Consider the following 12,838-nt stretch of genomic DNA (forward strand, 5'->3'; position numbering starts at 1 on the left):
TGTCGGGTTATGCCGGCACGTTGCAGGGGCTGGGTGCGGATATCGCCACCGAGCAGCAGGCGTTGTCCAATGCCTGGCAGGGTGATACCGGGATGACGTATCAGGTGTGGCAGGCGCAGTGGAATCAGGCCATGGAATCCTTGGTGCGGGCCTATCAGGCGATGGCCAGCACCCACGAAGCCAACACGCTGGCCATGTACGCTCGCGACACGGCCGAAGCCGCCAAATGGGGCGGCTAACCCCCCCTCGATGACCGCGGAGCCGAACGCCGTCGAGCTGACGGTCGATCAAGCGTGGTATGTCGCGGAAACCATTGGGGCGGGCAGCTTCCCATGGGTACTGGCGATCACCACGCCCTACCGTGACGCCGCGCATCGGACCGCCTTCCTGGAACGTCAGCGGGCCGGGCTGGTCGAAATGGGCTTGGTGTCCGAAGGGGGTGTCGTTAACACCGCGGTCGCGGGCTGGATCAAGGCGGTGTGCTTTCCGGATCGGTGGCTGGACCTGCGCTACGTGGGGAGCGCTGCAGCCACCGGTACCGGGAAGCTGCTGCGGGGCGTGGTCGCCCAGCGCCCCGGGGTCACAGGCAGGACCTCCAAGACCGCTAAAACCATAGTGGCGCTACGCAGCGCTCAACTAATCACGTTCACTGCCATGGAAATCGACGATCCGCGAGCGCTGGTTCCGGTCCTCGGTGTCGGGCTGGCGCAGCGGCCGCCGGCACAGTTCGCCGAGTTCAGCATGCCGATGCGTGTCGGAGCCCGCGCCGACGAGCGCCTGCGGTCCGGGGCTCCGCTGTCTGAAGTCCTTGACTACCTTGGCGTTCCGAAATCGGCGCGACTTGTGGTGGAGTCGGTCTTCAACGGGCCGCGCAACTACGTCGAGATCGTCGCCGGCTGCCGTCGCGACGGGCGTCACGCCACCACGGAGGTCGGGATGAGCGTGGTCGACACGACAGCCGGGCGGGTGTTGGTCAGTCCGTCCCGTGCGTTCGACGGCGAGTGGGTGTCGACGTTTCGCCCCGGGACACCGTTTGCCGTCGCCGTCGCGATCGAACAGCTGACCGCCTTTTTGCCGGACGGCCTATGGTTCCCCGGCCACCGGCTGTCCCGAGATTTCTCCGCCCAACACGCCTAACAGAAACCAGACAGAAAGAGAGCACGATGTCTTACCAACGACCTCAGCACGTTTCGAGGGTCCAATGACGTCCGGCACTGTCATGCCAATCGTCCGGGTCGCCATCCTCGCGGACAGCAGGCTGACGGAAATGGCGCTGCCCACGGAATTGCCGCTGCGGGAAATCCTGCCCTCGGTCAAGCATTTGGTGGCTCCGCCAGCCTCGAACGGTGACTCGGCAGCCGACGCCGGCGCTGCGTCCCAATTGAGTCTGGCTCCCATCGGTGGGGCGCCGTTCAGCCTGGACGCCAGCCTGGACACCGTGGGAGTGGTGGACGGTGACCTGCTCGCGCTGCAACCGGTGCCAATCGGCCCGGCCGCGCCGGGCATCGTCGAGGACATCGCCGACGCCGCCATGATCTTCTCGACTTCCCGGCTGAAGCCTTGGGGCACGGTGCATATCCAGCGCGGCGCGCTGGTCGCGGTGATCGCCGTGGCGTTCCTGGCGACGGGTGTGGGGATCGCCTACCGGGTCGCCACCGGCGCGCTGTCCGCAGTGATCGCGGTCGCGGTGATTGCCGTGCTCACCGCGCTGGCCGGCGTGCTGGTCACCGCGCGCTCCCCCCGCGCGGGAATGGCGCTGTCAATCGCGGCACTGGTCCCCATCGGCGCCGCCCTGGTGTTGGCGGTGCCCGGAAGGTTCGGGCCGGCGCAGTTGATGCTGGCCGCGGCCGGCGTCACCGCGTGGTCGCTCATCGCTCTCATGGTCCCCAGCCCGGAGCGCGAGCGGGTCGTCGGCGTCTTCACTGCGGCCGCAGTGGCCGGGGCCGGGGTACTGGTGGCCGCCGGCGCCGAATTGCTCTGGCAGCTCCCGTTGTTGAGCGTCGGCTGCGGGTTGATCGTCGCGGCGCTGTTGGTCACCGTCGAGGCGGCTCAATTGTCCGCGCTGTGGGCGCGCTTTCCGTTGCCGGTCATCCCGGCGCCCGGCGATCCCACTCCGAGCGCGCCGTCGTTGCGGGTGCTCGAGGACCTGCCGCGGCGGGTGCGGATCGGCGACGCCCACCAGAGCGGGTTCGTTGCCGCCGCGGTTCTGCTCAGTGTCCTGGGATCGGTGGCGATTGCGCTGCGCCCCGACACGTTGAGCGTTTTGGGCTGGTACGTGGTGGCGGCGACGGCGGCCACCTCCGTCCTGCGGGCGCGGGTGTGGGATTCGGCCGGGTGCAAGGCCTGGCTGCTGGCCCAGCCGTTCCTCGTCGCGGGTGTACTGTCGGTGATCTACACCGCCAGCCGGCATTACGCCGCTGCCCTCGGCACGGTGCTGGCGCTCGTGGCACTCGCGTTGGTGTGGGTGGTGGTCGCGCTGAACCCGGGCATCGCGTCGCCGGATAGCTACTCCCTGCCGCTGCGCCGGCTGGTGGGCTTCCTCGCAGCCGGGCTTGATGCTTCGCTGATCCCGGTGATGGCGTATCTAGTCGGCCTGTTCACCTGGATACTGAATCGATGATTCGGACCGGATTAGCCTGCGCTACAACGACTTTGGTCGCTGTAATGTGGGCCTGCCCGCCCGCTGCGGCGATCAGCCCGCCGACGGTCGATCCCGGCGTGCCAACGCCCAGCGGGGCCCCGGGACCCGGCCAGCCGATGGAGCAACGCGGCCCGTGCAGCGCTTCCGGGGTCATTCCCGGAAGCGACCCCAATGTGGTCACACCCAGTCAGGCGACGCTGAATCTGCCTGAGGCGTGGCAATTCTCGCGTGGCGAAGGCCAACTGGTGGCGGTCATCGACACCGGTGTGCGTCCCGGCCCACGCCTGCCCAACGTCGACCCCGGCGGCGATTTCGTGGAGACGACGGACGGCCTGACCGATTGCGACGGGCACGGCACCCTGGTTGCGGGAATCATCGCCGGCCAGCCGGCCCCGGCCGGCGAGGATGGCTTCTCGGGTGTGGCGCCCGCCGCGCGGGTGCTGTCGATCAGGGCAACGTCGGCGAAATTCTCTCCGCGGACGCCGGGCGGCGACCCCCTGCTGGCCCGGGCGTCACTGGACGTCGCGACGATGGCCCGGGCTGTCGTGCACGCGGCCGACCTTGGCGCCCGGGTGATCAACATCTCGGCGGTTACCTGCCTGCCCCCGGACCGCAGTATCGACCAGGCTGCGCTGGGCGCGGCGATCCGGTATGCGGCCGTGGACAAGGACGCGGTGATCGTGGCGGCCGCGGGAAACACCGGGTCGACCGGATCGGTCGCCGGCGGGACGTCGTGCGAGTCGAATCCGCTTACCGACCTAGGCCGCCCGGACGATCCGCGGAACTGGGCCGGCGTCACGTCGGTCTCCATCCCTTCGTGTTGGCAGCCGTATGTGCTCTCGGCGGCGTCGCTGACACCCGACGGGCAGCCGTCGAAGTTCACCATGACCGGGCCGTGGGTCGGCATCGCCGCGCCTGGCGAGAACATCGTTTCGGTGAGCAACCGCGATGGCGGCGGCCTCGGCGGTCTCGCTAATGGCCTGCCCGACGACCACCAGCAACAAGTCGCGCTGAGCGGCACCAGCTACGCGGCCGGCTACGTGTCGGGCGTCGCTACGCTGGTCCGCAGCAAGTATCCCGACCTGACCGCCGCGCAGGTGATCCGCCGCATCGCCGCAACCGCGCACAAGGGTGCTCGCGCGCCCTCCAATGTCGTCGGCTCCGGCAGCGTAGACCCGGTGGCAGCGCTCACCTGGCAGCTCCCCCCCGGCAATGCGCCGGGTGCGCCGGCGGCAAAGCCGGTAACCGTTCCGAACGCACCAGCGCCCAGGGACACCAGACCGCGGACAGTCGCATTGTTAGGGACCGCAGCGCTGGCTGTGGTTGTGGCGGCCTTCGGGGTCTGGGCCGCGATCGCCGCCGCGCGCCGACGAAAGGAAATCACCCCGTGAGCCAGCTCCGCTCGATGCCGATTCCAGGGACCGGCCGAATAACCCTGGCGCTCTTGGCCGTGGTGCCCGCGGTGCTGGCGTACCCTTGGCGAACGACTCGCGACTACTGGGTGCTCGGCATCGCCGCCGCCGTGGTGATCCTGCTGTTCGGCTGGTGGCGCGGACTGCACTTCACCACGATCCTGGGCCGCCGCCTGGCGGTGACGAGGCGCAGCTCTGGATTCGTGCCCGAATCAGCACCCGCCACCAAGACAACGGTGTTGCTACGCCTGGGCCCGCCGGCCGGCGACTTGGATGTCGTGCCGCTGCGGCTGATCGCCGGGTACCTGGACCGCTATGGCATCCGTGCCGACAAGATCCGGATCACCAGCCGCGACAACGCATCCGACGCCGCACGGCGCGAAACCTGGATCGCGATGACGGTATCGGCCGTCGACAACCTGCCGGCGCTGCGCGCGCGCTCGCCCCGGATTCCCTTGCACGAGACCGCCCAGGTCGCCGCGCGCCGACTGGCCGACCAGCTCCGCGAGATGGGCTGGGAAGCCAGCACAGTCGGGCCCGACGACATCCCGCGACTGCTGTCGCCGAGCGCCCGTGAGACGTGGCGCGGAGTACAGCGCGGTGCCTCGGATTACATTGCGGCATACCGGGTCCACGTCGACGGCGAGTTGCCCGACACCCTGGACGCCATCCGGGACCACCGCACCCGGGAGACCTGCACGGCGCTGGAGATCGCCGGCGACCCGGCCCGACCCACCATCGCGGCCGCCTGTGCCTTCCTCACCGAGACGCCCCCTTCGCGCGACTCGCCGTTGGCCGGATTGACCCTGCAAGGCGGCAATCAGCGCCCGGCGCTGACGGCAATGGACCTGCTGTCCACCCAGCGACTCGACGGGCACACCGATGCGCCCGCCGACATGCTGACACGCCTGCACTGGCCCACCCCCGCGGGCGGGGCGCACCGGGCGACCGCTAGAACATGACTTGTCGCAGGAACTGGGTCATCCGGCGCAGATAGTCCAGCTGACTCACGTGCAGCACGTGGCTACCGGGAAACCAGTGCAGCGCACAGCGATTCCAGTGCTCCCACAGCATGACGGCCTGACCCGGCGGAGCCATCCGATCACCGAGGCCGGTGATGATCATCCGGCGGTCCTGCGGCACCAGCGGCCGGTAATTCAGGGGCGAGTGGTATGACAGCCCGGCCTTCAGCTCGTCGCGGCTGATCTTCGACATCCGCAGTCCCAGCCCCATGAGCTTGTTGGCCGGGAACCATTCGTCCAACATCGTCGCCGGCGTGACGACGGGGCAGTTGGGGATCACGGCCTCGAGTCGATCGTCGACCGAAGCCACCAGCGCGGAGGTGTAGCCGCCGAGGGATATGCCGGTCAATGCGATGCGGTCGACGCCGGTGTGCCGCAAGTAGTCGATGATCGACCGGAAGTCGTGCACGGCCTGGGCCATCGCCTCGGCGAATCCGCACAGCCCGCTGGCGAAATAACCGAAACCGCTGAACGGCGAGTACTTTTCGGCCCGTGGGCCGTGGAACGGCAAGGTGTACATCAGGACGTCGTAACCCGAACGGTAATACCACGGCAGCGTGAAGAACCGCCCGTTGGCCAGATACGACGACCCCATGAAGCCGTGTATGACGCACAGCGTGGGGTGCGGTCCGTCGTCGTGGCGCCAGTGCTGCGCGTGCACGACGTTGTTCGACTCCCAAGCGCTCCATCGCGTGCGCATCGCGGGATTGATCGCCCGGAAGCTGCTGGGGAACGAGATGTTGTCGACCGTGCCGTGCGCGATCCACTCCGCGAGCCGATTGGCCGGCCGCGAGGACACCCTGGGCAGCTCGGTGGGCGCCGGAAACGACTTCGCCGCATCATGCTCGGCGCCGAGGTCGGCGTAGAAGCGCAGGCTGTCGCGTTCGCTGCCGGAGCGCACGGAGCTGGCGATCACCGCCGGCGTGACGGTGGTGGTCAGCACCGACGCGACCGCGGTGCGCAGCGCGAGATCGGAGATGGCCGCCGCCTCGACGACCATTCGCTGGCGGGGCGACAACGCGGAGCGCGGTGGCAATCCCGCGGCGCCGGCGGGTACGTCGGCACCGGGAACATCCGGAAGGGGAACCGGGGGAGTGACCGGATCCCGGTCGGGCGGTGTCACAAACGTGATGCTATCGCCCACTCGGTGGGCGCCGCGGCGGCATGCGGTAATACGGTTTATCTGTCAGACCGACCCGTGATGGTGTTGATCAGGAGGACCGACATGTGGGATCCCGACGTCTACCTGGCCTTTGCTGACCATCGCAGCCGCCCGTTCTACGACCTGCTGTCGCGGGTGGGCGCCAAGCAGGCGCGTCGGGTGGTCGACCTCGGCTGCGGCCCGGGCCACCTGACCAAGTACCTGGCCCGGCGCTGGCCCGACGCGGCGATCGAGGCGGTGGACAGCTCGCCGGAGATGGTCGCCGCGGCCAAGGAGCGCGGGATCGGCGCCGTCGTCGGCGACTTGCGCGACTGGAAGCCCAAGCCCGACACCGACGTGGTGGTCTGCAACGCGGCCTTGCACTGGGTGCCCGAGCACACCGATCTGTTGGTGCGGTGGGCCCGCGAGCTGGCGCCGGGCTCGTGGATCGCCGTCCAGATCCCCGGCAACTTCGAAACCCCGTCCCACGCCACGGTGCGTGCGCTGGCCCGCCGTGAGCCATATGCAAAACTCATGCGCGACATACCGTTTCGTGTCGGGGCGGTGGTTCAGCCGCCGATGAACTACGCCAATCTGCTGCTGGACGCGGGATGCAAGGTCGACGTCTGGGAGAGCACCTACCTGCATCAGCTGACCGGTGAGAATCCGGTGCTGGAATGGATCACCGGAACGGCGCTGGTCCCGGTGCGCGAGCGCCTCGACGACGAGGGCTGGGAGCAGTTTCGCCAGGAGCTCATCCCGCTGCTGGACGACGCGTACCCGCCCCGGGCCGACGGCACAACCATTTTCCCGTTCCGCCGGGTGTTCATCGTCGCCGAGGTGGGGGGCGCGCAGCGCTCCGGCGCGTAGCCCCCGAGCTACTCCTCGATGCCGCGGTCGACGGCGATCGCCGAGCGGCTGCTCGGCGTCATGTGATGAATCCGCTGATACGTCTCGGTGTAACGCACGGCGATGCGGACGCCAGCGAACTCCGATGGTATGACGTCGCCGGTGCGCTGGCGCCAATCATGCAGGCGCACAGCCAGATCGGCCGCAATCGCATCGACGCCCGGGTCGTCGCCGGTCAGCAGGTTGTTGGTCTCGGCGGGATCCGTTCGCACGTCGTAGAGTTCGCGCTCCGGACGCGGCCCGGCGACGAACGGCGCGACCGCATGTCCCGACGGGCTGTCCTCGATGTCCAACGGCAGGTCGAGCAGCGGGCGGGCCGCGTAATTCTCGATGTAGCTGTATTCCTTGGTGCGAATCGCGCGAATGGGATCGAACGAATCGTGATAGGTCTTCATGGAGTACACCTGCTCGCGGACGGGTTCGGCCTGCGGGTCCGGCGTGAGCAGCGCGCCCGCGTGTGACACACCGTCGACATCGGCCGGCACGCGGAGACCCAACAGGCCCAGCAGCGTCGGCACCAAATCGACGCCGCTGAACAGTTCGTCGTAAACACGCGGCGCCGCGGCCCGGTTCGTGGGGGGACGGACGATCATTCCGATGCCGGTCCCGGCGTCGTACAGCGTGGATTTCGCGCGCGGAAACGCGGCGCCGTGGTCGGTGAAGAACACCACCCAGGTGTTGGCGTCCAGGCCCGTCTCGGTCAGCGTGTCCAGCAGCCGGCCGACGGCGGCGTCGGCGGTGGCGATCGCGCCGTAGAAGCCGGCGACGTCGCAGCGGACCTCGGGGGTGTCGGGCAGGTAGTCGGGGGGGTCGACCTCCGCGGCGTCGGCCGGCTCGTAGCGGTCCCGCGGGTAGGGCCGGTGGGTTTCGAAGAACCCGGCGGTCAGCAGGAACGGTTGGCCCGCGAGGTTTTCGGCGCTGTCTTGCAGCCACTCCTGCGCCCGGTCCACCACGTACTCGCAGTAGGAGTTGGACACGTCAAACTCGTCGAAGCCGAGCCGTTTCGGGTAGGACGTCTCGTGTTGCATACCGAAAAGGGCGGAGTACCAACCGGCTTCGGACAACATCTGCGGGAGGGTCCGGACGCCGCTGCGGTATTCCCAGCCGTGGTGGGCCAGGCCGAGGAGCCCGTTGCTTTGCGGGTAACGGCCGGTGAACAGCGATCCGCGCGACGGCGAGCACAGCGGCGCGGTGGCATGGGCCCGGGTGAAGAGGATGCCCTCGGCGGCGAGCCGGTCCAGTCGCGGGCTGGACACATCCGGGTGACCGTAGGCGCCGAGATATCGCCCCAGGTCGTGCCAGTGCACGATCAGCACGTTCTCTTTAGCCTCTTCGGCGCCTTGAGCGTCTTTGCCCGTCATACCCTCACCTCGACCGGCGACGATACAGCAGGGCGCTTGCGTTCACCGAGCGTTACGCTGGGCGCGATTCCCATCCGTTCTCTGAGACGAACTCCGGCAGTGGCCGCCCGTAGGCCCACCCGTCAAGCTCCAGCGCCGGCCGGTCCGGAAACTCGGGCACCGGGCCCAGACACAGGATGGCCACCGGCTCGGCGTCGGCGGGCATCGCCAGCAGGTCCGCCAGCCGTCGCGGTTCGAACAGGGAAACCCAGCCCAGGCCAAGGCCTTCGGCGCGCGCCGCCAGCCACAGGTTCTGGATCGCGCAGGACACCGACGCGAGATCCATCCGCGGCAGCGTCCGGCGGCCGAACACGTGCTTGTCGCGATCGTCGCATAGCGCCACCACGAAGAGTTCGGCGCACTCGAGGATGCCCTCGACCTTCAGCGCCAAGAACTCCTCCGCCCGCTGGCCGAGCGCCGCGGCGGTGAGCGGGCGTTCCTCTTCGACGAGGGCGTGAATGCGTCGCCGCAGCGAGTTGTCGGTGATCCGGATGAAACGCCACGGCTGCATCAGGCCGACGCTGGGCGCGGCGTGCGCGGCCTGCAACAACCGGGCCAGCACCTCCTCGCTCACCACCCCGCCCGGCGAGAACCGGCGCATGTCGCGCCGCTCGGAGATCACCCGATACACGGCGCGCCGCTCCTCGGGGCTGAACGCCTGATCGGTCACGCCAGCCATCGTAAGGAAAACCGCGTTAGCGTGAACGATGTCTTTTGGCCACGTCCCCTTGAAGGGAGTGCTCGATGAAGCTATCCGACGTGCTGGACCAGCTGCCCGCCGACGGCGCCGCCGGGCGCGTCTACGGCGAGCCCTACGAGACCGCCGACGGCGCCACCGTGATCCCCGTTGCCAAGCCGCCCGGCGTTTTCGTCGTGCACCAGGGCAAGGCTTGCTGGGTGCCCGCCGTCGACGGCAACCGGATCGCGCTGATCGGGGTGATCACCGGCCTGCTGGCGGCGGTGATCGCCAGCCTGGCGGTGCTGCGGCAGCCGCCCTGGCCGAAGATGACGTTCACGGACTATAGGTGACGCCGACGGCGCGGAAGACGTATTCCGGCGGCATGTCGAAGGCCAGTGAGCGGCGCGGCAGCCCGGCGAGCACGTCGGCCGCGATCGCCGCCTTGTAGTGCAGCGACAGTTCGCCGCTGAACTTCTTGTCAACCTCGCTGACGTCGACATCGACCTGCACGCCGGTTGACGAAATCTCGACCTTGGCCGCGCCGGTCTGCGGCGCGTCCCAGCGCGCGTTGACGGTCGGCCCGGCCAGCTTGGGCAGCATGGACAGCGTCGCGAGCACCCGCTCCGAGGTGAAGACCAGCGAGCCGGCATAACTGGCGACGCTGTGCGGCAACCGCACGCCGGGGATGGTGCCGCTGAATCGCCGGGTCACCGCGACGTAGTCGGCAAGATAGATGAGGCCCTCCGCCTCGACCTGAGCGTGCAGATCGGCGGGTAACTTGCCGATGCCGAACAATCTGCGGACGAAGACCGCCATGACGCCAGTATGACCGCACTGGTATCGGTTAAATCATGACCCGCCCCCGGACCGCCCCGGCCGTTTGCGTTGCGTCGGCCGCCGTCCTGGTCTATGCCGTGATGTGGGTGGGCTACTGCCAGCACTGGAGCTGGCTGCATCGCGCCGATTGGTCATTGCTCAACACCGCGCACGACATCGCGGTCAAGCACCCGGTGTGGGTGCGTTTTTGGGACGTCGTGTCGTTTTCGCTGGGGCCGGTTCCGTTGCGGGTGTTGGGCGTCGCCGCCACGGTCGCGGCGCTGGTGAAGCGCGACGTGCGGACGGCGCTGGTGCTGTTGGCCTGCGCGCCGCTCGGCGGGCTGGTGACATTGGCTGCCAAGGGCCTGGTGAACCGCCCGCGACCATCGACCATGCTGGTGGCGGCCCCGTCGTCGTCGTTTCCCTCGGGGCACGCGCTCGAGGCGACGTCGGCGTTCCTCGCCCTACTGGTCTTCCTGCTGCCGATGCTGAGCCGCGCCATGGGCCGCGTCGCGATGGGGCTGACGGCGCTGAGCCTGCTGTTGGTGGGGATCTCCAGGGTCGCGTTGAACGTGCACTACCCATCCGATGTGCTGGCCGGCTGGTCGCTGGGATACCTCTATTTCCTCCTGTGCCTGTTGGTGTTTCGGCCCTGGCCGGGCGCGCCGGCCAACCCCGCGCCGGGGGTCACGACGCAGTTACCCAACCGGGTCTAAAGCTTTACTTGACCCCGGCGTTCGCGTCGCCGGACGATTGAATCCATGCGCCGACTGCTCGTTTCGCTGTGCGCCGCGGCGTTCCTGATCGTCGCGTCCCTGGTGCTGGCACCGCTAAGCACCGCGGCCACGCCCTGGTTCGCGAACTCCGTCGGCAATGCCGCGCAGGTGGTTTCGGTCGTCAGCACCGGCGGTTCCAACGCGAAAATGGATATCTACCAACGCGCCACCGGCGGTTGGCAGGCGCTGGTGACCGGCATTCCCACCCACGTCGGTTCGGCGGGAATGGCGCCCCAGGCCCGCAGCGGGGTCCCGGCAACCCCGATGGGCGTGTACACCCTCGACTCTGCCTTCGGCACGGCACCCAATCCCGGTGGGGGACTTCCGTATACGCAAGTCGGGCCCGACCATTGGTGGAGCGGGGACGACCATAGCCCCACCTTCAACAGCATGCAGGTCTGCCAGAAGGCGCAGTGCCCGTTCAGCACCGCCGCGAGCGAAAACCTGCAGATCCCGCAGTACAAGCACGCGATCGTGATGGGCGTCAACAAGAACAAGACTCCGGGTGGCGGTTCCGCGTTCTTCTTTCACACCACCGACGGCGCGCCGACCGAGGGCTGCGTGGCGATCGACGACGCCACGCTGGTGCAGATCATCCGCTGGCTGCGGCCGGGCGCGGTGATCGCGATTACCAAGTAGCCCTCGACCTCGAGTGTGAACGGTGCGACGCGATCTCGGCGTGTCGCGTCGCAAAATTCGCAGTCGCGGCACTTGGGCGGGCGGGGCGATCACGCCAGCGCGCGACCGGGCTTGATCTTGAAGTCCATGCCCGCCAACGACATTGTGGCGTCGTAGGTCCTGTCGTAGCCGGTTCCGCTGATCTTCCAGCCGGCGTCGGTGCGCCGGTAGGTGTCGCGGTAGAAGGCGGCGCCGATCAGCATGAAGTTGAACTCGGCGACGATGACCCGGTCTTGCAGATACCAGCTGCCCGTAGCGGTGTCGCCGGTCACGGTGATGTCCGGATGCGTTACCCGGTGCTCGGTGATGACGTTCGGGCCGAGCGACGTACGCATGTACTCGACCAGGTCCGCGCGGTTGGTGAAGTGCAGCTCGTTGCCGATCGACGGGCCGTAGTCGGCCTGGATGTCCTCGGCCAGCGTGTCGGCGAAGCCGTCCCAGTGCTTGGTGTCCAGCGCGCGCAGGTAGCGGTATTTCACCTGCTTGATGGCTTCGATGTCGGCGAAGTCTTGAGGAGTCATCACGTCATTGCAGCACACGGTGATAGGCCGGCTGCGGTCGCATCGGCCGGCTGACGTCGCGAGACTTACACCATGGTCACGTTCTCCGGCGCGTCGTGTGCGTGGTGGCAGTGTCGCGGATCCCCGACCGTCACTGCAGCACACGGGTGACCATGTCGATCAGGGCGCGCCGTTCCGGGCTCCAATCGATGGCTGTCCCGGTGATCATCTGCGCCAGCACCACACCCCGCAGGGCGGCCCAAATCACTTCGGCCACACCGGCATTGGCCGGGTTCTCGGTGATCAGCCGGCCGAGCTGGCCGATCGCGGCGTTCATTTCCAGCAGGTGGCGCCGCGAGGACGCCCCCGGCCCGCCCCGGGTGGCCCGCAGGATTTCGAAGGCGGCCATCGACGTCGGGCTGCTGTAACAGCTCCACGCGGTGTCGACGACGACCTCGATGCGCTCGCGCAACGGAAGCTCGCTCACGTCGGCCGACGACAGGCTGTCGACCAGCCTGGCCACGCCGTCGTCGACGACAGCCGTCAACAGGCCGTTGCGGTCTCCGAAGTGATACTGGATGACCCCCCACGTCACGCCCGCGCGTTCGGCCACGTGCTTGGCGGTCGCGGCGGCGAACCCTTCCTCCATGATGCAGCGCACCGTCTCGTCGATGATCTTCGTGCGCGTGTCATCGCCGCGCTTGCGCGGTGCGCTGGTGCGCCTGGTGGGAGCGATGGACATTGTTGACTTTATAACATAGTCGCATCTATTTTTGGGGGGTGACCCGATCCCGGTACGCGCGGCTGTCCCGCCAGGAGCTGTCCGTCCTGGTTCCCGAACTGCTTTTGATCGGTCACATGATC

At 68.2% G+C, this 12,838-nt stretch carries 16 protein-coding genes; 10 read left to right on the forward strand and 6 right to left on the reverse strand.

All coding sequences use genetic code 11. The features are described 5' to 3' along the window. The 5 genes from JWP83_RS23705 to eccE all read left to right on the forward strand — a co-directional run. Positions 1 to 239: WXG100 family type VII secretion target (locus JWP83_RS23705; protein WP_297735710.1), on the forward strand; the 239-nt coding region annotated here is incomplete at its 5' end. 10 nt (positions 240 to 249) lie between these two features. Next, a complete protein-coding gene (locus JWP83_RS23710) occupies positions 250 to 1,137 on the forward strand; it encodes an ESX secretion-associated protein EspG (protein ID WP_297735713.1) in 888 nt (295 codons plus the stop codon). A 64-nt stretch (positions 1,138 to 1,201) separates the two neighbouring features. Further along, complete coding sequence (gene eccD, locus JWP83_RS23715; protein WP_297735716.1) at positions 1,202 to 2,620, forward strand: type VII secretion integral membrane protein EccD; 1,419 nt, start codon at positions 1,202 to 1,204, stop codon at positions 2,618 to 2,620. Continuing rightward, entirely contained in the window at positions 2,617 to 4,032 is a 1,416-nt protein-coding gene (gene mycP, locus JWP83_RS23720) for a type VII secretion-associated serine protease mycosin (protein WP_297735720.1), read from the forward strand. The genes eccD and mycP overlap by 4 nt, the downstream gene beginning before the upstream one ends. After that, the gene (gene eccE, locus JWP83_RS23725) at positions 4,029 to 5,015 is read left to right on the forward strand and encodes a type VII secretion protein EccE (RefSeq protein ID WP_297735723.1); all 987 of its coding nucleotides are present in this window, start codon (positions 4,029 to 4,031) and stop codon (positions 5,013 to 5,015) included. Before mycP ends, eccE begins: the two co-directional genes overlap by 4 nt. On the opposite strand, the gene JWP83_RS23730 is transcribed toward eccE, so the two are convergent. Continuing rightward, entirely contained in the window at positions 5,005 to 6,198 is a 1,194-nt protein-coding gene (locus JWP83_RS23730) for an alpha/beta fold hydrolase (RefSeq protein WP_297735726.1), read from the reverse strand. The two genes, eccE and JWP83_RS23730, sit on opposite strands and share 11 nt — an antisense overlap. Before the next feature lie 102 nt (positions 6,199 to 6,300). Between JWP83_RS23730 and JWP83_RS23735 the strand changes: the two genes are divergently transcribed. Further along, on the forward strand, positions 6,301 to 7,086 hold the full coding sequence (locus tag JWP83_RS23735) for a trans-aconitate 2-methyltransferase (RefSeq protein WP_297735729.1): 786 nt from the start codon (positions 6,301 to 6,303) through the stop codon (positions 7,084 to 7,086). 8 nt (positions 7,087 to 7,094) lie between these two features. Here JWP83_RS23735 and JWP83_RS23740 read toward each other — a convergent pair whose 3' ends face one another. Beyond that, positions 7,095 to 8,486 (reverse strand): sulfatase, encoded by a 1,392-nt coding sequence (locus tag JWP83_RS23740; protein ID WP_297735732.1) that lies wholly within the window; start codon positions 8,484 to 8,486, stop codon positions 7,095 to 7,097. Between the two features lie 52 nt (positions 8,487 to 8,538). Next, a complete protein-coding gene (gene bluB / locus JWP83_RS23745) occupies positions 8,539 to 9,204 on the reverse strand; it encodes a 5,6-dimethylbenzimidazole synthase (protein ID WP_297735735.1) in 666 nt (221 codons plus the stop codon). 65 nt (positions 9,205 to 9,269) lie between these two features. Between bluB and JWP83_RS23750 the strand changes: the two genes are divergently transcribed. After that, positions 9,270 to 9,554 (forward strand): hypothetical protein, encoded by a 285-nt coding sequence (locus JWP83_RS23750; RefSeq protein ID WP_297735738.1) that lies wholly within the window; start codon positions 9,270 to 9,272, stop codon positions 9,552 to 9,554. Here the strand turns inward: JWP83_RS23750 and JWP83_RS23755 are convergent. Beyond that, on the reverse strand, positions 9,538 to 10,020 hold the full coding sequence (locus tag JWP83_RS23755) for a hypothetical protein (RefSeq protein WP_297735741.1): 483 nt from the start codon (positions 10,018 to 10,020) through the stop codon (positions 9,538 to 9,540). The genes JWP83_RS23750 and JWP83_RS23755 overlap by 17 nt on opposite strands. A gap of 35 nt (positions 10,021 to 10,055) precedes the next feature. Between JWP83_RS23755 and JWP83_RS23760 the strand changes: the two genes are divergently transcribed. Next, positions 10,056 to 10,736 carry a phosphatase PAP2 family protein gene (locus tag JWP83_RS23760; protein WP_297735744.1) on the forward strand — a complete coding sequence of 227 codons (681 nt, stop codon included), beginning with the start codon at positions 10,056 to 10,058 and terminating at the stop codon, positions 10,734 to 10,736. 45 nt (positions 10,737 to 10,781) lie between these two features. After that, positions 10,782 to 11,435 (forward strand): L,D-transpeptidase, encoded by a 654-nt coding sequence (locus JWP83_RS23765; protein ID WP_297735748.1) that lies wholly within the window; start codon positions 10,782 to 10,784, stop codon positions 11,433 to 11,435. 89 nt (positions 11,436 to 11,524) lie between these two features. On the opposite strand, the gene JWP83_RS23770 is transcribed toward JWP83_RS23765, so the two are convergent. After that, positions 11,525 to 12,013 carry a nuclear transport factor 2 family protein gene (locus JWP83_RS23770; protein ID WP_297735751.1) on the reverse strand — a complete coding sequence of 163 codons (489 nt, stop codon included), beginning with the start codon at positions 12,011 to 12,013 and terminating at the stop codon, positions 11,525 to 11,527. Between the two features lie 112 nt (positions 12,014 to 12,125). Beyond that, positions 12,126 to 12,716 (reverse strand): TetR/AcrR family transcriptional regulator, encoded by a 591-nt coding sequence (locus tag JWP83_RS23775; protein WP_297735754.1) that lies wholly within the window; start codon positions 12,714 to 12,716, stop codon positions 12,126 to 12,128. A 38-nt stretch (positions 12,717 to 12,754) separates the two neighbouring features. On the opposite strand from JWP83_RS23775, the gene JWP83_RS23780 reads away from it, so the two are divergent. Continuing rightward, the coding region (locus tag JWP83_RS23780) for a hypothetical protein (RefSeq protein ID WP_297735756.1) at positions 12,755 to 12,838 on the forward strand (84 nt) is incomplete at its 3' end.

Origin of the sequence: Mycobacterium sp. (assembly GCF_025965855.1) — a bacterium.
In the GTDB taxonomy this organism is placed as follows: domain Bacteria; phylum Actinomycetota; class Actinomycetes; order Mycobacteriales; family Mycobacteriaceae; genus Mycobacterium.